Genomic DNA, 18,507 nt, shown 5'->3' with positions numbered 1-18,507 from the left:
GGACCGCTCGTTGGTGGAGGTGGGCCCTACCGCAATGTGAACGTAAGTTGTTGATGGTGAAGGTGGTTGGTGCTGGTGTCCGAAACCGATACCCCCAGCAATACCCCCACTCTATGCAGCCTTGGCGGGTTCAATTCCATCCCGCTCGGCAACCCGGGCGGCCTGCCAAGCGTCCACCTCGGCCTCAATCCAGCCTACCGCGTTCCCGCCAAGCGGCACAGGCGCGGGGAAGGTGCCGGCGCTGATCCGGTCATAGATCGTGGTCTTGCTCAGGCCCGTGCGGCGCTTGACCTCGGGCATCTTGATGAAAACGAGCGGCTCGGTAGCCATGTTGTCCTCCTTCAGTTCGTGGCCAGCGCAGCGCGCAGCTGCTCGTCTGGATCCGGGTAGCAGTCCATGTAGGCGCCGATCACTTCCGCGGCGACTTGCGGGACGATGGCGTTGCCGTAGGCGCGCAGGCGTCCCACTCGGGCCGGAACCCCATGAGCCAGCAGACGAATGCTGGATTCAACGCGCCGGAATTTTCCGTCGTGGCCGATGAGCCAGCTGGCTCCATCCCAATGGCCACGCTCGACAGGTACAGGCCGTGCCGACCGTCCAGCTGCGAGGGCGGGATTTTGGTCGTCCGGTTCTCGTTGGCCGACGCTCGTGGCGTTGGGTACAGCGCGACTGCTGCCTGCGACACCGCAGCCAGGTCCGGCCCATGGTTCCGCGCTGCCTCCCTGATCGCACCCTCCGTTGATCGCACGCCCTTGTCGGCGAGCGAGGCGGTCGGCGTCGGCCACAGGCCCGCAATGCGCGGATCGTCCAGCGGTGCCGACACGTTCAACACCACCGTGCTGAGCGATTCCTGCGAGCCCTTCGTGTCCCCGCGTCGGCGCTGGTAGCCCAGCCGTGCTTCGTGCGCCATTGGCGTGGGCCACAAACCAGAGTCGATCCCGGCGATGGGGCGCGTCGACGGCACAAGCTGGGACAACGACCGCCCTGCAGGCGTAGTCCTCTGCTTCCAGGTCAGCAGACACTCCGTCGAGCCAGTTCTTGCCAACCGCCGCCGCAACCTGTTCTCCCATGACGACAGCGGGCCGTCGGGCACGGATGAGGCGAAGGAAGTGGGGCCACAGGTGCCGATCGTCATCCTGGGCTTTGCCCTTACCCGCGACGGAGAACGGCTGGCACGGTGCGCTGCCTGTCCACAGCTCGCGGTCGTCGGGCCACCCAGCAAGTCGAGCTGCAAGGGACCAGCCGGCGATGCCGGCGAAGAAGTGGCATTGCCGGTATCCGGCGAGGTCTGAGGGTTGAACATCGGTGATGCTCCTGGTGTCGACGTGGCCGGGCGGGATCAGCCCGGCATCGATGAGGTTGCGGATCCACGGTGCTGCGTAGGGATCCCATTCGCTGTAGTAGTTCACGCTGCGCACCTCCGCCAGCACCAGCGCAGCCCTGCGCGCGCGGCGCGGTAACCCTGCAGCGCGATCCAGAGGGCGCCCAGCACCAGCAGGATCCCAACCAGGGCGAGCAGGTGGACCATTGCGGCGGTGAGCAGCTGGTCAGCCATGGGTCGGCTCCTTCTCGATCCAGTTGCCCGTCTCACCGTCGTAGTCGTAACGTTCCGGCCATCCGGTGCCATACCACTCGATTCGCATGTCGTGATGCAGATAGGAGGTGGTGTCCATCTGCGCAACCCAGAACGCCCAGCCGTCGTCACCGTCCTCGCACAGGTCGTAGTTGGGACAGCCTGGTGCAACATCGGAAAGGAACGCTTCGATGGCAGCACGGGCTTTTGCCTCGGCGGGTCGTCGGATCATTTGCCCACCGCCTTGCCGTCGATCAGGGCCAGCAGGCGTCTGCCCTCGGCGTGGCTGGGCGTACCTGCAAAGGTGTACGCGATGAAGAATTCGACCGGCTGGCGGAACTGCCCCAGGTCCACGGCCAGCGCGGGCGGGGCGGCGTAGGCGCGCTCGATTCGGCCCAATCCCTGTCGCTCTGCGTCGACGTAGGTCTCGCCCGCATCGCCGTTGAGCCATGTCGAATGCTCCGCCGATTGGTAGCGTTGGATATAGCGATGCGCAGCAACCACCGGCACCCCCACCGGCTGGCGGGCGGTGAGATACGCCGCTTGCAGCCTTTCCACCTCTGTCCGTGCCCTAACGAGACGATCGGCTATGCGCGGCTGTCCTGCTGCCGATAGCTTCTGAGCTGCACGGGTAATCACATCGCACGGGTCTTCTATATCGTGTGCATCCCCCTGACCACCCGGGGAGGGCTGGGCGGAGAGGGCCTGCCCGTCACGCATCCCCAACTCGTAGGCATCGGTGATGTACTGAGGCTGGGCGGAGAGAGCGTAGTCCCGCATCTGCTCAGAGGTGTACAGCGGCTCGCTTCCGTCGCCGCACGCGTTGTAATGGGTGCACGGCAGCGGCGGCAGGGAATCCCCCAGCCTCGCGCTCCCACCGGTCGGCCCATCCACCAGCAGCGCCGGCCCATCCCCGCGCAGCTCGCGCACGCGGTTGGCTACGTCCATCTTGCTCATGCCCGGCTGGCCGAAGAGCGCTTCGGCGATCTGTGCGTCGAGGCGCTGCTCTGCGCCGTCTGCCATCGTGGTGTTCATGCAACCTCCTGCAGCTGAGTGGTGGCCTGTTCGGCCTCGATGAGGGCGTATCCGATGGCGTCGACCTTCGCGGCCAGGTCTTTGCGCATCTGGCGCAGCGCCATGGCGATGAAGCGGCGGTGTTCGGTCAGGGCGAACTGCCGCATGCTGATGTGCAGCGCGCCTTTCAGGTCGCGGCGGAACAGGCGGTAGGTGAGGACGTGGCCGCCCATGACGCGGTCGATTGACCGGCCCCAGGCGAAGCCCTCGGTGCGCTTCGGCAGCCGCCGGTCGTAGCGGTGGTGGGTCATGCGGCCACCTGTGCCCGTTGCGCCTGTATGGCTTCGATATTGGTCAGGTAGTACACGCAGGCGATACGCTCGGCATCGGTCAGCACTTCCATTTCGCGGGCACGGATGCTTCGCTGCAGCCCGACGGAGAACACGATGGAGCCATGGGACGGGCCGAGGCCGTACTGGCAGTCGCAGCGCTGGCCGTGCCAATGCTCGTAGTCCTTCGTGCCGAAGTAGCTGTGCCACAGCGAGCGGTAGGTCGTCCCTTTGTCGCCCGTCGAGATTTCAGCGATAGCATCGCGCAGCACGCTGGCGCGGTCCTCTCCACCAAGGCGATACAGCCCCCTCACCTCGAGCACAGCTTCAGCTGCCGCGATCTGCTCGAGGTCCATGCCAGCGGCGGAGATCGCGACGGCCTGATCGGCGGCAGCAATCTGAGCCCGCAAGGATGCTTCGGTGGCCTTGGACGTGGCCAGATGTTTCGCCAGCTCAGCGGACAACCTGGTCCGAGCGGAGGCGGCTTCAGCGATGTTTGCGTATGCGGTCATGCGTGGCTCCTGAAAGGCTCGCGCCGCACCGGGCCGAACCAGAGGTTGACGTGATTGTTGAGGCGAACCTGCAGCCGGTCGCGGCGCAGGGGCCGCAGCGGGTCGCGCAGGCGGCGCTCGGTGTTCCGGCAGGGCGCGCACGCGGCGGTCGCCTTGCCGTTGATGAGCGGGAAGAACCGCAGCGGCAGCCGGGCCGCGCACTTCGTGCAGGTCTTCATGGCGTGCGCGCCTTCTGCAGGCCCGCCCAGGTGAGCGGGTGATGGCGCCGCTTGATCCGGTCGTATGCGGCGCTGCGGGATATGCCCAGGATCTCGGCCACCTGCGCGGTGGTGTAGCGCTTGCCCTCGATCACATGGGCGAACAGCTGGGCGCGGGCGAGGCCGGCACGGCGCAGGCACTTGGCGTGGCTGGGGTAGATCGTCACGTCCATCAGGCGGCCACCTCGGCGCGGTGGTTCCGCGGCAGGCGTTCCTCTGCGAAAGCCAGGTAGTCCAGAGCCAACTGCATGCAGTCGTCGTGCAGGCCGGGGTAGCGGGTGACCTCCAGCAGCTGCGGCGGCGACACGCGGTACTCCAGTTCGCCCACCTCCTTCAGTTCGAACACGTTCCATCGGAAGACGTCGGCGCCGAACAGGTCCAGGTAGAACCGCCACTGGTAGCCGGCCAGATACCGCTCGGCATCGAACCGGCTGGTGGTCTTGTGGTCGTCCACGCGCTTGCCGTCCAAGCAATCCACCTTGCCGGTCACGGTCAGGGCGCCGTACTCGCCATAGGCGCGAACCTCACGGATCGCCGGCAGCACCAGCTCGCAGTCCGGCAGGTGGAACGTGTGATCCATCGCCTGCAGCACGTCGTAGTCGCCCGGCACCGCGTGTTCCAAGGCATCGTGGAACGCGGTACCGGCCAGCATCGCCTTGGTGGGCTGGTCCACGGTGATGTAGCGCACCAGGTCTGCCACCGGCTGGTCGTCGGCGTCCCGCCACTTCCGGAACGCCTCGATGTTGGACACGCGGGCCAGCACGGTTAGGCCGCCTTCGGCGCGGCGTACTGGCCGGCCTTGGTGTCGAAGGTCAGGCCGAGAGCGGCGGCACGGTCATTGAGCAGCACCTTCATTGCCTGCGAGCCGCCCTTTGCCTCCGGCAACAGCGCATTGATTCCGTCAACGTCCTGCGCCGCCGTGGTGCGGTCGCGCCACTTCTCCAGCACCGCCTGCGCCTCGCGCTGTTCCTCGGTCATTGCATTCAGGCGGTCCTTGATCTGCTGGATCACAGCAGCCAGGAACAGCGGATCGCGCTCCGGGTGTGGCACCTCCAACGGTTCCAGCTGCCCCGGGTTCTTGCCAAACGACGCATCGGTCGGGCTGAAGTTCAGCATGCGCTTGCCGTCGCGGATGGAGAGCCGGCCCATGGCATCGGCCGCCTTGTAGATCTCGCCCTTGCTGCCGCCCTGGACGTCCAGACGCTCGATGATCTCGTCGCCGTTGCGCTGTTCGTCCATGTGGGCGATCAGCACCACGTCCTTGCCCAGGCTGTTGAGGTGCTTCAGCCACGCGACGAACTCGCTTTTCAGCTGGCCGAAGCCCTGCAGCGTGAGCGAACCACCCCGGCCCATCTTGGGATTCCGGCGGATGATGTCCGGCGTCAGCGTGTCGAGCGCGCGACCGGCCGTGTCGACCACCACGGTGTTGAAGTCGACCAGGTCTTCGGCGGTGATGTGCGCCACGTCTTCCCAGCGCTCCACCTGCACGGTGTCCTTACGGTTTGCCGACCGGTGCGCGCCGCGGTCGAAGTCCAGCAGCAGCGGCTTGTCGGCAGTGAAGGAAATGGACGTCTTGCCCAGGCCGGGGGCGGCATAGATGCAGACGTTCAGGCGGGTGACCGTGATCGGGTCGGTGGAGCGGATGATGCGCAGTGCCATGGTTAGAACTCCCGTTGGCGTGATGAAGGGGAATGAATGCCGGCGTCGTGGAATCCCGGCCGGCGCGGGGCCCGCCATTTCGGCGGGCGGGGCAAACGCGGTTACGCGGCCAGGTCCTTCTGCTGCTCGACCGGCTTCGGCGGCACCAGCGTCACGCTCACTTCGCCGCGACTCCACGCGGCCAGGAGTGGAGCGGCGTCTTCGTCCTCGAGGGTGGACTGCACCGTCAGCAGGATGCTCACGCTGCCGCCCTCGATTGCTTCCCAGGTCAATTCCTTGAGCTTGCAGTCGGCGAAGAACAGGGGTTCGATGTGGCCCATCAGCGAGTCGATTCGCAGCTCGTAGCCGGCGATCTTCAACTCGATCTTCTGCTTGCCAAGGATGGGAAGATTCAATGCAACAAGATCGTTGTCGTCGATGGGCAGGGACTGCTGTTCGCCGCGCTTCGCCTTGCGGAAGAAGGCAGGGCGGATGGCGGGGTCGATGGTGTCCAGGATGGTGTTCTGTGCCTGGACCGCGAACTTCATGTCGGCAGCTGGAACCTTGTCCTCACCGTGCTTCTCCTTCCTGAGGTTGAGGTTCGAGAACACGGCGTCGTGGGTTTCGAGTTGGAACATCGGTGGTGCCTCTCGTAGGAGCCGGCCACGCCGGCGGGGATGGTCAGCCGCGCACGCTGCTGGTGCTGGCCCAGCGGGCTTTCGCAGGATCACGGTCGTTGTGGGCTTGGTGGATCTCGGCGATGCGCAGCGGCACGACGACGGCGGCGAGCAGCGCGACGGCAGTCCAGGCGATGCGGAGGCGGCGGCTCACGACAGCACCGCCTGCACCACGACGGCGAACGCGACGCCCATGCAGAAGGCCACGCCGTAGCTCACGGTCAGCAGCACCGCCTTGTAGTGCGCCTCGCGGTCGGCGGCGGTCATGCGCGCAGCTCCCGCAAGTACCGAGCGGTCAACCTATCGCGCACCGCAACCAATCGTGGCTCTTCGGTGAAGTGCCAGCCGGGTTCATTGAAGATTGGGCGACCGTCTTCGCTGTACTGGGTTTCTCCCTTCTCGGTCGGAAAGAAGCGGCAGATGCGTGCTGCTGCTTCGGCACGCGCTGCGGCCTTCGCGGTGAAGTAGTGCCGCCGCTTCCGGGGTGAGTAGTAGACGGTGCGCTGGACCTTGATGGCGCTCATGCCGCCACCTGCTGCAGGGCCTGCAGAGCGCGATCGGCTGCGTTGGCGCAGATCTGCGCCCTGGCCAGCATTCCGGCCGCAGCCAGACCACTGCAGGGCCGCATGGCGCGCATCCGGTACAGGCTGTAGTAGTGCCGGCGATCCGCTTCCCGGCGCTCGTTCATGGCCCAGCCAGCGCGGCCCTTGCGGTACTTCGCCACCAGCAGCAGCGGGTCGATCAGGCCGTCGGCAATCTCACCCTCGCCGTTGCAGCGGTCGCAGACCATGGCGTACTCGCTCTGCGGGTCGCCGATACGGCTGTCGCTGAGGGCGTGTTCACCCATACCAGCGCAGTCCGGGCAGGCGATGAACCCGTTGGCCGGGTGCTGGGGCAGGCTTCGCTCGTCCCGGGTAAGTTCACACGACCGTTTGTGGCCGCGGACCGAGGCATAGCCGATCCTGGTCGTGCTGCGGGGCAGGTTCTCGAAGGCCATGGCTCAGGCCTCCCCACGCTGGCGGCGATACCGCAGCACCGCGCTGGCGACCAGCGCTGCCCAGGCGATCAGGTAGAGGGTTGCTTCTGCCATGGTGGACCCCGTCTTGGATGGCCCAGGTGGGCCGACCGAGACAGTAAATCATCGGTTACCGATGACAGTCAACAAAAAGTTACTTCACGGGCAGGAATTTACTGAACGGGCCGCGTGTCTGTTCAGTTTTGGGCGTCGATTGACCTTTGGACCGCATCCGAGCGGATGGCGTCTATCGCCTGTTGCTGGCCTTGGAGCAGTGCCTGACAGCGCTCCCCTTCATTGCGCATCCAGTCGGCATCGGCCCGCTCAGCGAGGGCCGATGCGCGCAGCGCTGCAGCCTCTCGCCGAGGCGTAATGATGGGCAGCCAGGTCCCGTATCTGACAGGGCTACCACCTTCCAAGATGTGGGCTTGGGCATGGAGCCATAGCGCAGCGGTCTGCGCTCCGTTGCCGATGTTGCGAAGTTGCTCTGCAGCGGAAGGGCGGCCGGCTGCGGCTTCGGTACTGGCCATGTAATCCCAAAATCCCGCGCAGTCGGCGTATCGGCCGGCTGCTTCTTTCGCTTCGGAAACGGCTTCAGCAACCTGCTGATGCGACGGTTCGGACGTCATCGCAAGCGCCAGAAGCAGGGCAGAAATACTCATATTTCACCCGTACCGAGACCGCAACAGACCCGCGTCTTCGAACGTCACACCGTCTCGCATGCAGTCCTCTGCACGCTCCAGGTCCTTATGGAGTTGGATCAAGTCATCGTCGGGCAGTTGCTCAATGCCCATTACGCCAAAGCAGGCTTGGTCGATAATCAACTGCATCGGCTGTCCCCAGCGCCTACGGAAGTGCCGGATCATCCGGCAATGCGATTCTCGGAGAACCACATCCATCCGGAAGCCGTCCATCTGGCGAGTCGGCGGCACGTCCACAGCACGAAGGGTAGGGCGTGGCAGTGCATCGCCTCTAAGTACGGCCGTCCTAGCCGCCAGCCGCTGCGCGAGTTCCTCGAATTTGTCCTTCTGCATCCTGTGCCCCCCTTATCCGCTTTGCCAGAACCTTCGTCAGGTCGAAAACGTTGTCCTGCCGCACTTCCGCGCCGAACTCTTCGACCACCTCAAACGCCGTTTCAAGCAGAACTTCGTCACTGATCCATTCCGGCGGGTCCCCGGTGAAATCCAAGTAGTGGCGAAGCAGCAGAACCGACGCGGCAAGCTTGCTGAAATCCGGTCGCTCAGGTTGAGACGGGGTAGCCCCAGTCGCGTTGCGTGGCCCGTCTCCTGAAGACAGCCAACGGGCACTCACGCCGAAGTACCGAGCCCACTCAGTCAGGAACACGCCATTCGGAGTCTGGTTCAACCCCTTCTCCAACCGGCCAACGTACTGCTTTGACGTGCCGACGATGTCAGCCATCTGCTGTTGGGTCAGCTGGGCGGTCTTCCGCAGCTCTTCAAGTCGCGCGCCGATGCTCATGTAACGAATGATTGACTGAAACGGGGAAATCATGGTTGACTGGCCGAGGTAACCAATGATTTACTCTCCGAATGAACCCGACCCTCACCGAAGCAAAATCCGCCCTCGGCATCGAGACCAACGCCGAGTTCGCCCGTTTCTTGGGGCTTCCCCGCCAGTCGATGACTGGCCGCGACGAAGGCAAGCCCATCCCGGACGCCTGGTGTTGGAAAGCTGCGCAGAAGCGGCCTGACCTCTTCGCGCCTGTCCCCAAGAAGGACTCGACGCGCGGCAAGAAGTCCGCCGCTCGATCCGCGTCCGCCGACTCGGCGGCCTGACATGGCCACCTCACAGCAGCCTTGTGGGGAAGGGCACAACCACGCCCACCGCACCGGCCGTTCCCTTCCCGCGCTTCCGCTGCTTCAGCGGCCGCACGCGGGTCCTTCCCCCATTCGCCCTCACGAGGGCGTACCAGCGCCCCGCGGACTCCTTGAAATCCAGATGGATGACGTTTCCGCGGGGCTTCCGTAGTGAACCGGGCATCGGGGCCTTCCGTTGTGGTGGGCCTCCATTTCCGCCCCCAACCCCCTGGCAAGAAAAGGCAAATCATGGAAATCACTGACAACCTGACGGATCCAACTGGACGACTTCACCTGGGTATCTGCGTGACCAGGAAGCCGAAGGACGCACCCCTGCAGGTCGTGCGGCAGATCGAGTCGCCGGACCAGGCGCTGGCCATTGCGATGAAGGCTGGCGACCACAAGCTGGCCAACGTGGCGGCAGCCATCGGCAAGTCTGAGAGCTACGTGTCGCGCATGCGCCGCGGCGCGCGTCCGATCCCGCGCCGGCTGGTCGGTCCGCTGTGCGCGGCGACCGAGTCCAACCTGCTGCGCCAGTTCTTCGACCTGCAGGCTGCCATGGAACCCCCGTGCTGGCGCTCAGAAGTGTCGCGCCTGGCCGGGATGCTGAGGGCCTCCTGATGGACGCCACGGCCAAGGCCATGATCATCGTCCGCCAGCTGTGGTACGTGACGGGTTGCCTCATGCTGCTGAAGGGGGCTGGCCATGCGTGACTACGCCAAGCTGGTACCCACGTTCTGGACCGGTGACACCGGCAAGGCAATTCGCCGGAGGGGTGCGGAAGGGGTGGTTGTCGCCCTGTACCTGATGTCCTCGCCGACATCGAACATGCTGGGGCTGTACTACCAGCCAGTGCTGTACATGGCGCATGAGACTGGATTGGGGGTTGAAAGGGCCTCCGAAGGGCTTCGCGTCTGCATCGAAGAGGGGTTCTGTCTCTACGACGAGGTGACGGAATTCGTATGGGTGAAGGAGATGGCCTCCTTCCAGATTGGCAAGGGTTTGAAGCTTTCGGACAACCGTTGCGTGGGCATCCAGCGTGAGTACGACGGGCTGCCGGTGAACCCGTTCCTGGGCCGCTTCTTCGACCGCTACGAGGCCGATTTCCACCTGAAGAATCGTCGTTCTCTTGGAGCCCCTTCCGAACCCCTTTCAAGCCAAGAGCAGGAACAGGAGCAGGAACAGGAGCAGGAAAAGACATCCTCGCTTCGCTCGGATTCGTCCTCGTCGCTGACGCTGACGAGCGACCCGACGGCAGCACCTGCGAGACTGACCAAGGCCGAGCGCATCCGCCAGATCGCCGAGGACGCCCAGGCTGCGTACAACACGACGATGGCCAAGCCCCACGGGCTGCTCGCGGCCTGCACGGTGCTGAACAAGCCAAGGATCAAGGCCGTGGAGAAGGCCCTGCCGACGGTGCGCCAGCTGTGCCTGCGGCTGTTCGGCAGCGAGAAGGTCACCCCGCAGTTCTGGACCCTGTACTTCGAGACCGCGGCCGATGATGACTTCCACGCTGGTCGGCAGCAGGGTGGGCCTGGGCACGAGAACTGGAAGCCGGACTTCGAGTACCTGCTGCGTGAAACGGTGATCGCCAAGCTGGCCGACCGTGCGCTGTCCGAGGTGGTCCAATGAACGCGCTGTTGGACTACTACCGCGAGGAAGGGCTGCGCACGCTGCCGCAGGCCATCGAGGCCGAGCAGGCGGTGCTGGGAGGCCTGATGCTGCGGCCGCAGGCCTGGATGGACGTGCAGGACGTGCTGACCGCGCAGCAGTTCTACCGCCGCGACCACCAGCTGATCTGGCAGGCCATCGAGGACGTGCTGAAGAAGGGCCGAGAAGCCGACGCCGTCACAATCGGCGAGTGGTTCGAATCGCGCGGCAAGCTGGAAATGGTTGGCGACGGCGCCTACATCATCGAGCTGGCGCACAACACCCCGTCAGCGGCCAACATCCGCGGCTATGCCGAGATCGTGGCGGAGACGGCCAAGCGCCGCGCCCTGATCGATGCTGGGCAGGAGCTGATCGACGCCGCCTACAGCCCCGAGGGCCGCAGCGCGCTGGACCTGATCGGCTCCGCGCAGACCCGCATCGGTGGCCTGCTGGACAGCGAGCCCTGCGACCTCGAGCCAGTGGCACCGGTCATGGCCAGGGTGTACGACCAGCTTTCGTCCGCTGCGAACACCGGTGGCGGCATCACCGGCCTGTCGACCGGCATCGCAGACCTGGATGATCTGCTCGACGGCATGCAACCCGGCCGCCTGTACGTGCTGGCCGCGCGGCCGAAGATGGGCAAGACCACGCTGGCGCAGAACATCGCCGAACAGGTGGCGCTGATCGCGCGCCTGCCGGTGGCGTTCTTCAGCTTCGAAATGACCCCGGAAGAGCTGGGCAAGCGGATGCTGGCCAACAAGGCGGGCATCACCGGCAGCAAGCTGCGCGCCGGCAACCTGGACGAGATCGACTGGCAGAACGTCACCCACTGGACCAAGAAGATCGGGGACGCACCGCTGCGCATCAGCCGGCCGCGCATCGCCAAGGTTCAGCATGTGTGCGCACAGGTCCGCCGCATGAAGGCGCGAGACCCGGACCTGGCGCTGGTGGTGGTCGATTACCTGCAGCTGATGCACGTCGATGGTGACAACCGGGCATCTGGCATCGGCGATATCACCCGAGCCCTGAAGCTGCTGGCCAGTGAACTGAACATCCGGGTGCTGCTGTTGAGCCAGCTCAACCGCGACGTGGAGAAGCGCAACGGTGACAAGCGCCCGATCGTGGCAGACCTTCGCGACTCGGGATCGATCGAGCAGGACGCGGACGCGGTGATCTTCATCTATCGCGACGAGATCTACCACAAGGACAGCCGCTGGGAAGGGACGGCCGAGCTGATCGTTGCCATCCAGCGCGATGGCGCCCCCGGCATGGCCCGCGCGGCATACGCCCCCGGGCTGTTCCGATTCTCGACCCTGCCCGAGTGGTGGGAACCGAAGCAGACAAGCGCCAGCGCACCTGCCGCTGGCACCGGCCCAAGGCAGAAGCGCGGCTTTGCCGGCGTTGCCGCTGCCCGCCAACAGGAGGACTGAACGATGCTCGGAACCTTCATTCTCCGCGCCGGCGACGCCCGCGCCCGCATGGCAGCTGCATGGCACTTTGCCTGCCAGTTCCTGGAGCTGGGGCAGGACGTGCTGATCACCGTGACCGAGTACAAGCCGGCGCGGTCGAAGGAGCAGAACGCCATGTTCCATGCCATCTGCGGCGAGCTGGCCACCCAGCTGAAGTGGGCAGGCCGCTATATCGACGCCGAGGGCTGGAAGCGCCTGCTGGTCGACGCCTGGGCGCGCGAGTCTAACCGGCAGCAGGGCGACGTGGTCCCATCCCTCGACGGCGCCAGCATCGTGAACCTGTCCATCCAGACTCGGCGCATGACCGTGGGGCAGATGGCCGAGCTGATCACCTTCGCGCAGGCATGGGCCGTGGAGAACAACGTGCGCCTGAGCGACCAGGCCCCGAAGCGACTGCAGAGGTATGCGGCATGACCAGAGAAAAGCGCATAACTACAGCTCAGCAGCGCCTAGACCGCATGAATCGCCACTGTCGCGGATCGGCTGGCGAAGCAATGAAGCGCGTCTACTCCGTTGTGGCGGCGGACCGCGCGGCAACCGCCGCGGCTGGAACAACTGGCCGATGGGTAACCGTTGTTCGACCCATTTGGTGGTGGACGATCGCTCTTCAGGCCTTCGCTGACATGCGTGCAGGTAGAGAGGTTTTCTTCCATGGAAAGCGAGCGACCGAGCAAGACCTACTGCGCATGTTCAAACCCAGGAAGCGCTGGGAGTACCGTCGATGAAGCGCGGACGCTCAACCAGCAGCCCTACGATCGCCCAGCAGCAGCGCATGGACGCCATCAAGGACATCGGCTGCGTGGTCGCCAACGCGCTCGGCATGGGCTACATCCCATGCGAGGTGCACCACCTGACCGTTGGCGGCAAGCACGGCCAGAAGCGGCGAGGCCACGACTTCACCATCGGCCTGAATCCGTGGTCGCACCGCGGCGAGCCCTTCGGCGGGATGGATGCGGACACCTGCGAGCGCCTGTTCGGACCGTCCTACGCCAAGCAGCCGCGCCGCTTCCGCCAAGAGATCGGCGACGACGATTACCTGCTGGATCTGCAGAACACCGCACTCGACCAGTACTGGGGGAGGGTGCGGCCATGGAGCGCAGCCTGACCTTCGGCATCGATCCCGGCCTGACCGGCTCGATCTTTACCCTCATCGACGGCGAGCCAGGCCCGGTGCTGGACATGCCCACCATGGACGTGGGGCAGGGCAGCGAGGTGGACGCCCGCGCTGTGGCGATCTTCATCCGCGAGCAGCGCGCCGCACACCCGGGCGCCCACGTATCGGCGGCCATGGAGCGGATCCACGCACGGCCCATGCGGGACAAGAGCGGCACGCCGACCGAGGGCGGCAAGGCCAGGCACAGCCTCGCTGAGGGCTATGGCCAGCTGAAGGCAACGATTCGGGTGCTCGGAATTCCACTGGACCTGGTGGCACCGGCAACGTGGAAGCGTCACTTCCACCTGCTGGGAACTGCGAAGGACGCGGCCCGAGTCCTCGCCCTGGCCCGCTTCCCGAGTGCAGGCCGTTCCCTGAGCAGGAAGAAGGACAGCGGCCGCGCCGACGCGCTGCTGATCGCTCTGTGGTTCGAGAACACACACCTGGCCTCGCACATCACCGACGAGGCCGCAGCCTGATTCCGACGAACCCCATTGGGGGAACGACCATGCCCAAGAAGACCGACAACCAGACGACCAGGCAGGCGGCACCGCACCGGCAGTTCCGCCGGTCAGCGGTCGGCCTTGCCGTGGCCAGCGAGGCGGACGTGCTGGTGGTGGCCAGGAAGGTGCTTTCCCGTGTGCGCGACATCCGCAACGCCCAGGGCGAGGGCAGTTACGTCTTCGGTGATCCTGGCTGCTGCATCTTCGCCCTGCGCATTGGATCGGCAGCGGGCGAGGGCATGCTGCGGGAGCATACCGACTGGCTGCTCGGGCTCTACGGCGCCGACACCGCCGACGGGAAGAGGGTCAGTTTTCCCAGCCCGGAGCAGATCGCCGATGACCTGCGGGAGCATTACGGCTGGGAGCAGCCGGAGCCGGTCCAATGGCCGCAGCAGCTGGAACTGGTGTTCGCCGCCTAATCGCCATTGATCGGAGCGCTCAGGCTGGGATAACAGCAGCATGAGCGACCGCCAGACGCCATCCACCATGGAACTGCTACACGCCAGCATCGTCCGTCCCGACGGAACGGTTCCGGCTGTCGACCGCAGCCCGTCGCCCTGGTGGCGGAACAGTCAGGTAGCCACCCGGGGCGCGTACCGGGACGACCAGCACGCAGGTGTCGACAACAGCGTGCAGCCGACACGGGGAGAGCCGCGTTGCGGCGGCCATGGGGACTTGCCTCTCCATGGTGACGTTCATGCCCCCGGGAATCGGCACATCCGCGTCATGGCCTACGGCGGCCCCCTCGATGGCGAGGTGGTAACGCTGGCTGGTGGTGCTGAGATCTTCAAAGGCCCCCTGTGGGGCGGCAGGGCCGTCCTGTATCAGCGACACCGCTTCGTGGATTGCTCTGGCAACACCATCTACGCGATCGTTTTGCAGGGCGCTTCCTTGCCGGAGCCCCACAAGGTATGGGCGGATTGGTTCCGGTTGCATCCGCAGGGGGCGATCTGATGGCCCGCAAGAAACCGGAAGCCACCACGGCCAAGCCGGGCAAGAAGACGTCCCAAGCCCCTTCGAAGGGGGGTAGGCCCACAAAGTACCGCGCTGAGTTCACGCGCCAGGCAGCACTGCTGGGCCGCAGGGGCTGCACCGACCCGGAAGTGGCGGAGTTCTTCGGGGTGGCCCTGTCCACGGTCAACCTGTGGAAGATCAAGCATCCCGAGTTTTCGGAAGCCCTAAAGCTGAGTAAGGCCGAGGCCGACCTGCGGGTGGAGCGCGCCCTGTTCGAGCGGGCAACCGGCTACCGCTGCCGAGAGGACGACGTCCGGGTGGTGGAGGGCGAGGTCGTAGTCACTTCCACCGACAAGCAGTACCCGCCGGACACGACCGCGGCCATCTTCTGGCTGAAGAACCGGAAGCCGGGCAGCTGGCGCGACAAGCCGGAGGGCGAGGACGACGGCGAGGCACCGGCACCAGTCGCCGTTACGGTGAACGTGGTCAGCGGGCGTCGGCGGAATGCCAACCCTTAACGAACCGCAGGCCGCGTTCCTGCAGCTGCCGCACAAGTTCCGCGCCTTCGTGGGTGGGTTCGGCTCGGGCAAGACCTGGGTGGGGTGTGGCTCGCTGTGCAGCCATGTGTGGACGCATCCGCGCGTGCCGGCTGGCTACTTCGCCCCCAGCTATCCGCAGATCCGCGACATCTTCTATCCCACCATCGAGGAAGTGGCCTTCGACTGGGGCCTGCGCGCGCGCATCACCGAGTCGAACAAGGAGGCCCACCTGTACGCAGGCCGCCAGTACCGCGGCACGATCATCTGCCGGTCGATGGACAACCCGGCCAGCATCGTCGGCTTCAAGGTCGGCAAGGCCCTGGTGGATGAGATCGACACGCTGAAGAAGCGGAAGGCCCAGGACGCCTGGCGCAAGATCATCGCCCGCCTGCGCGTGAAGGCCGACGGCCTACAGAACGGCATCGATGTCACAACCACCCCCGAGGGGTTCAACTTCGTCTACGAGCAGTTCCACCAGCTGCCCAGCGAGAACCCCGCGCTGCAGGCGCTGTACGGCCTGGTGCACGCCAGCACCTACGACAACGAGGCCAACCTGCCGGACGACTACATCCAGTCCCTGTTCGAGAGCTACCCGCCGCAGCTGGTGCAGGCGTACATCGAAGGGATGTTCGTCAACCTGACCACGGGGTCGGTCTACCCGGCCTTCTCCCGCATCGCCAACAACACCACGGCGGAGATCGAGGAAGGCGAGGCGCTGCACATCGGCATGGACTTCAACGTCCTCAACATGACGGCCATCGTCTGCGTGATTCGCGACGGCGAGCCGATGGCGCTGGCCGAGCTGACCGGCATCCGCGACACCCCAGCGATGATCCAGGCGCTGCGGGACCAGTTCGGCGGCCACCGCATGACGATCTACCCGGACGCCAGCGGCGACAGCCAGCACACCAACAACGCCAGCACGTCCGACCTGGGCCTGATCCGCGCCGAACGCTCCATGTCCATCGTGGTGCCGGCGGCCAACCCGCGCATCCGGTCGCGGGTCGTGAGCGTCAACGCCATGATCCTCAACGCCAAGCGCCGCCGCCGGTTCCTGGTAAACGTGCGCAACTGCCCGAAGCTGACCGAGGCGCTGGAGAAGCAGCCGTACGACGCCAACGGGCTGCCCGACAAGACGACTGGTTTCGACCATCCGCCGGACGCCCTGGGCTACTTCATCCACAGCAAATTCCCCGCCGCAGTAAGCGCGCGCGACCGGCCATCCATTGAACGGCCTCGGGTGCTGGTGCCCCATAGCCGGCAGTGGTTGGAGCAGTCCGACCAGCCCTCACTCGCCGAACGTAGGAGATCCGCCCTGTGACCACGCCCACCGCCGACAGCTTCAACGACGCACTGGCGGCCGAGCAGGCAGCCGACGCAGAGCGCGAGGCCCAGGCTCGGGCGCTGGCCCAGGAAGAGGCGGACGTCGCCAACTGGCACAAGCGCATCAAAGAGTCTCGCGACTTCGACAAGCACGCCCGTAAGGGCTACGCGCTGGACCGCCGCTACTGCCGGAACATGGTGGATGCCGTGTACGACGTGAGCGTGCCGATCGCCGGCACCTACGTGAACCTGCTGACCTCGTTCCTGTACGCCCGCGACCCTGAGCCCGCCGTGCAGCCTGCTGAATCGGTCGGCTCCAGCCGGGTGAAGCTGGCCAAGCAGGTGGGCCGCACGCTGGAGATCGTCATCGCCTCGCTGTGGAAGCGCGGACGCCTGAAGCACGCCGCCGACGCCATGGTGCGTTCGGGCCTGAGCATCGGCATCGGCTGGATCAAAGCTGCATGGCATCGCGAGACCGAGCGCGACCCCACCACCGACCAGCGGATCGCCGATCTGCGGGCCAAGCTGGAAGCCCTGGCTTCGATCGAGACCGAACTGGCCGAGGGCAACGCCGCCAACCCCGACCTGCTGAAGGCTCAGTACGAGCAGCAGATGCAGACGCTGGAAGCGCAGGTCGAGAACATCATCTACAACGGCCTGGTCTTCGACTTCGTGCGCGGCGAAGACATCCAGGTCTCCATGGACGTGGCCACCCTGAAGGACTACGCCATCTCGCCGTGGATCGCCCACCGCACCTTCATGCCGTACGACAAGACGCAGGCCACGTTCCCGGATCTTCGTGAAGACCTGGGAAAGGCCGAGGCCTACTACCACGTGCAGCCGGAGAGCCGCGTGCGGGAAGGCGGCTTCGCCCCCGCCGATGGTGTGGTGAGCGAGAGCGACGCCGAGGTGTTCCGCAGCGCAACGGCGGCAGGGCAGGGCAGCGACGCCGGCCCGCGGTTCCTGTGCATTTGGGAGGTGTGGGACCTGACCACAAATCTGGTGCACACCATCACGCCCGGCCTGCGCCGCAACCTGCGTCAGCCGTACACCCCCGACCAGCGCAGCACGCGCTTCTACCCGTTCTTCCAGTGGGCGCCGCTGTGGGTGGATGGGGAGCGGCACCCGCAGTCGCTGGTGGACCGCTCGCGCTCCTTGCTGGACGAGTACAACCGCACCCGCACGAACTACCGCGAGCATCGCCGCCGCGCGATCCCGAAGCTGGGCTTCGACCGTGGCGCTGTAGAGCCGGACGATGCGGCGAAGCTGGAGGGCGCAGGCATCGGAGAGATGGTCGGCCTGGACCTGAAGGGCTTGCCCACCACCAGCGTGCTGTTCCCCATCCAGTACAACCAGATCGATGCTGCGCTGTATGACACCGCGCCTATCCGCGCCGAGCTGGAACTGATCTGGGGCATTCAGGAGGCGCTGTCCTCCAGCATCCAGACCGCCAAGACGGCCACCGAGGCCGACATCCAGCAGCAGGGCACAGAGTCCCGCCTGGGCTACAGCCGCGACAGCCTGGACGAGGTGCTGGGCGAGATCGCGCAGTACACAGCCGAGGAAGCCATGTCGCCCGCCGGTCTGTCTCCGGAAGAGGTCAGCGACATCGCCGGGCCCGAGGCGTTGTGGATCAACCCAGATCTACCCGAACTGGTCACTGCTCTGTTGAACGTCGACATCCGTGCCGGCAGCTCGGGCCGCCCGGCGTCCAACCTGCGTCGGCAGCAGTGGGCGACCATCCTTCCCCAGATGCAGCAGGCAGCGATGACCATTGGCCAGCTGCGTGGCGCTTCTCCGTTCGAGATCGCGGACCGGCTGGAGCAGATGCTCGTTGAGTCGGTAGAGCGGTTGGGCGATCCGTCCATCGACGCCTACGCCTTCATCCCGCAGGCGCCGGAGCTGCCCGCCATGGGCATGCCTGGCGCCGCGCCCATGCTGCCCGGCCCAACAGGTGCCGACCCGATGCAAGCCCTCCCGCCGGCCGAAGTGTCGGTACCCACCGCAGCACCCGTGGGCGGCGTTGTCGCCCCGCCCCTCTGACCGCAGGAGCAACCATGCGACGCCACCCGCTGACCCTGGCC

30 protein-coding genes are annotated in these 18,507 nt (G+C 65.8%); 13 read left to right on the top strand and 17 right to left on the bottom strand.

Going from position 1 to position 18,507, the window contains the following annotated elements; genetic code table 11:
• Positions 1–111 precede the first annotated feature (111 nt).
• Positions 112–330, bottom strand: a complete 219-nt coding sequence (locus IMX13_RS18190) for an AlpA family transcriptional regulator (RefSeq protein ID WP_053517467.1) — start codon at positions 328–330, stop codon at positions 112–114.
• A 79-nt stretch (positions 331–409) separates the two neighbouring features.
• Positions 410–910: a hypothetical protein gene (locus IMX13_RS18950; protein WP_227255511.1), complete on the bottom strand. Its 501-nt coding sequence runs from the start codon at positions 908–910 to the stop codon at positions 410–412.
• A gap of 34 nt (positions 911–944) precedes the next feature.
• Here IMX13_RS18950 and IMX13_RS19005 point away from each other — a divergent pair, with 34 nt between their 5' ends.
• On the top strand, positions 945–1,292 hold the full coding sequence (locus IMX13_RS19005; protein ID WP_264464706.1) for a hypothetical protein: 348 nt from the start codon (positions 945–947) through the stop codon (positions 1,290–1,292).
• A 113-nt stretch (positions 1,293–1,405) separates the two neighbouring features.
• Here the strand turns inward: IMX13_RS19005 and IMX13_RS18180 are convergent, their stop codons facing one another.
• The 15 genes from IMX13_RS18180 to IMX13_RS18110 all read right to left on the bottom strand — a co-directional run bounded on the left by IMX13_RS18180 (position 1,406) and on the right by IMX13_RS18110 (position 8,494).
• Positions 1,406–1,555, bottom strand: a complete 150-nt coding sequence (locus tag IMX13_RS18180; protein ID WP_193396916.1) for a hypothetical protein — start codon at positions 1,553–1,555, stop codon at positions 1,406–1,408.
• Positions 1,548–1,805, bottom strand: a complete 258-nt coding sequence (locus IMX13_RS18175; protein WP_193396915.1) for a hypothetical protein — start codon at positions 1,803–1,805, stop codon at positions 1,548–1,550. Before IMX13_RS18175 ends, IMX13_RS18180 begins: the two co-directional genes overlap by 8 nt.
• Positions 1,802–2,608 (bottom strand): hypothetical protein, encoded by an 807-nt coding sequence (locus IMX13_RS18170; protein ID WP_193396914.1) that lies wholly within the window; start codon positions 2,606–2,608, stop codon positions 1,802–1,804. The genes IMX13_RS18175 and IMX13_RS18170 overlap by 4 nt, the downstream gene beginning before the upstream one ends.
• Positions 2,605–2,898, bottom strand: a complete 294-nt coding sequence (locus IMX13_RS18165; RefSeq protein ID WP_193396913.1) for a hypothetical protein — start codon at positions 2,896–2,898, stop codon at positions 2,605–2,607. The genes IMX13_RS18170 and IMX13_RS18165 overlap by 4 nt, the downstream gene beginning before the upstream one ends.
• Positions 2,895–3,428 (bottom strand): hypothetical protein, encoded by a 534-nt coding sequence (locus tag IMX13_RS18160; RefSeq protein WP_193396912.1) that lies wholly within the window; start codon positions 3,426–3,428, stop codon positions 2,895–2,897. Before IMX13_RS18160 ends, IMX13_RS18165 begins: the two co-directional genes overlap by 4 nt.
• A complete protein-coding gene (locus IMX13_RS18155; protein WP_193396911.1) occupies positions 3,425–3,646 on the bottom strand; it encodes a hypothetical protein in 222 nt (73 codons plus the stop codon). Before IMX13_RS18155 ends, IMX13_RS18160 begins: the two co-directional genes overlap by 4 nt.
• The gene (locus IMX13_RS18150) at positions 3,643–3,858 is read right to left on the bottom strand and encodes a helix-turn-helix domain-containing protein (protein WP_193396910.1); all 216 of its coding nucleotides are present in this window, start codon (positions 3,856–3,858) and stop codon (positions 3,643–3,645) included. The genes IMX13_RS18155 and IMX13_RS18150 overlap by 4 nt, the downstream gene beginning before the upstream one ends.
• On the bottom strand, positions 3,858–4,448 hold the full coding sequence (locus IMX13_RS18145) for a hypothetical protein (protein ID WP_193396909.1): 591 nt from the start codon (positions 4,446–4,448) through the stop codon (positions 3,858–3,860). Before IMX13_RS18145 ends, IMX13_RS18150 begins: the two co-directional genes overlap by 1 nt.
• Positions 4,449–4,450: 2 nt before the next feature.
• Entirely contained in the window at positions 4,451–5,344 is an 894-nt protein-coding gene (locus IMX13_RS18140) for an ATP-binding protein (RefSeq protein ID WP_193396908.1), read from the bottom strand.
• A 101-nt stretch (positions 5,345–5,445) separates the two neighbouring features.
• On the bottom strand, positions 5,446–5,961 hold the full coding sequence (locus IMX13_RS18135) for a hypothetical protein (protein ID WP_193396907.1): 516 nt from the start codon (positions 5,959–5,961) through the stop codon (positions 5,446–5,448).
• Positions 5,962–6,004: 43 nt separating this feature from the next.
• Positions 6,005–6,154, bottom strand: a complete 150-nt coding sequence (locus tag IMX13_RS18130) for a hypothetical protein (protein ID WP_193396906.1) — start codon at positions 6,152–6,154, stop codon at positions 6,005–6,007.
• Positions 6,155–6,263: 109 nt separating this feature from the next.
• Positions 6,264–6,524, bottom strand: coding sequence for a hypothetical protein (locus IMX13_RS18125; RefSeq protein ID WP_193396905.1), 261 nt, complete (start codon positions 6,522–6,524; stop codon positions 6,264–6,266).
• A complete protein-coding gene (locus IMX13_RS18120; RefSeq protein ID WP_193396904.1) occupies positions 6,521–6,847 on the bottom strand; it encodes a hypothetical protein in 327 nt (108 codons plus the stop codon). The genes IMX13_RS18125 and IMX13_RS18120 overlap by 4 nt, the downstream gene beginning before the upstream one ends.
• 365 nt (positions 6,848–7,212) lie before the next feature.
• Positions 7,213–7,677, bottom strand: a complete 465-nt coding sequence (locus tag IMX13_RS18115) for a hypothetical protein (protein ID WP_193396903.1) — start codon at positions 7,675–7,677, stop codon at positions 7,213–7,215.
• Between the two features lie 325 nt (positions 7,678–8,002).
• A complete protein-coding gene (locus IMX13_RS18110) occupies positions 8,003–8,494 on the bottom strand; it encodes a helix-turn-helix transcriptional regulator (RefSeq protein ID WP_193396902.1) in 492 nt (163 codons plus the stop codon).
• 71 nt (positions 8,495–8,565) lie between these two features.
• On the opposite strand from IMX13_RS18110, the gene IMX13_RS18105 reads away from it, so the two are divergent.
• The 12 genes from IMX13_RS18105 to IMX13_RS18050 all read left to right on the top strand — a co-directional run bounded on the left by IMX13_RS18105 (position 8,566) and on the right by IMX13_RS18050 (position 18,466).
• Positions 8,566–8,811 carry a hypothetical protein gene (locus IMX13_RS18105; protein ID WP_193396901.1) on the top strand — a complete coding sequence of 82 codons (246 nt, stop codon included), beginning with the start codon at positions 8,566–8,568 and terminating at the stop codon, positions 8,809–8,811.
• Between the two features lie 327 nt (positions 8,812–9,138).
• The gene (locus tag IMX13_RS18100) at positions 9,139–9,453 is read left to right on the top strand and encodes a hypothetical protein (protein ID WP_193396900.1); all 315 of its coding nucleotides are present in this window, start codon (positions 9,139–9,141) and stop codon (positions 9,451–9,453) included.
• Positions 9,454–9,537: 84 nt separating this feature from the next.
• Complete coding sequence (locus tag IMX13_RS18095) at positions 9,538–10,464, top strand: hypothetical protein (RefSeq protein ID WP_193396899.1); 927 nt, start codon at positions 9,538–9,540, stop codon at positions 10,462–10,464.
• Positions 10,461–11,912: a replicative DNA helicase gene (dnaB, locus tag IMX13_RS18090; RefSeq protein ID WP_193396898.1), complete on the top strand. Its 1,452-nt coding sequence runs from the start codon at positions 10,461–10,463 to the stop codon at positions 11,910–11,912. The genes IMX13_RS18095 and dnaB overlap by 4 nt, the downstream gene beginning before the upstream one ends.
• Positions 11,913–11,915: 3 nt before the next feature.
• Positions 11,916–12,365, top strand: a complete 450-nt coding sequence (locus IMX13_RS18085) for a recombination protein NinB (protein WP_193396897.1) — start codon at positions 11,916–11,918, stop codon at positions 12,363–12,365.
• Between the two features lie 307 nt (positions 12,366–12,672).
• Positions 12,673–13,056, top strand: coding sequence for a Ref family recombination enhancement nuclease (locus IMX13_RS18080; RefSeq protein WP_193396896.1), 384 nt, complete (start codon positions 12,673–12,675; stop codon positions 13,054–13,056).
• A complete protein-coding gene (locus IMX13_RS18075) occupies positions 13,041–13,583 on the top strand; it encodes a hypothetical protein (protein WP_193396895.1) in 543 nt (180 codons plus the stop codon). Before IMX13_RS18080 ends, IMX13_RS18075 begins: the two co-directional genes overlap by 16 nt.
• Before the next feature lie 29 nt (positions 13,584–13,612).
• On the top strand, positions 13,613–14,026 hold the full coding sequence (locus IMX13_RS18070; RefSeq protein WP_193396894.1) for a hypothetical protein: 414 nt from the start codon (positions 13,613–13,615) through the stop codon (positions 14,024–14,026).
• Positions 14,027–14,066: 40 nt separating this feature from the next.
• Entirely contained in the window at positions 14,067–14,561 is a 495-nt protein-coding gene (locus tag IMX13_RS18065; protein ID WP_193396893.1) for a hypothetical protein, read from the top strand.
• Complete coding sequence (locus IMX13_RS18060) at positions 14,561–15,079, top strand: terminase (RefSeq protein WP_227255506.1); 519 nt, start codon at positions 14,561–14,563, stop codon at positions 15,077–15,079. Before IMX13_RS18065 ends, IMX13_RS18060 begins: the two co-directional genes overlap by 1 nt.
• A complete protein-coding gene (locus IMX13_RS18055; RefSeq protein WP_193396892.1) occupies positions 15,066–16,421 on the top strand; it encodes a phage terminase large subunit in 1,356 nt (451 codons plus the stop codon). The genes IMX13_RS18060 and IMX13_RS18055 overlap by 14 nt, the downstream gene beginning before the upstream one ends.
• Positions 16,418–18,466: a hypothetical protein gene (locus IMX13_RS18050; RefSeq protein WP_193396891.1), complete on the top strand. Its 2,049-nt coding sequence runs from the start codon at positions 16,418–16,420 to the stop codon at positions 18,464–18,466. The genes IMX13_RS18055 and IMX13_RS18050 overlap by 4 nt, the downstream gene beginning before the upstream one ends.
• Positions 18,467–18,507 lie beyond the last annotated feature (41 nt).

Source organism: Stenotrophomonas sp. B2, assembly GCF_014947095.1.
Taxonomy (GTDB): Bacteria; Pseudomonadota; Gammaproteobacteria; order Xanthomonadales; family Xanthomonadaceae; genus Stenotrophomonas; species Stenotrophomonas maltophilia_P.
The sequence above is the reverse complement of the archived record's forward strand: the minus strand, read 5'-3'. Positions and strand labels throughout refer to the sequence as shown.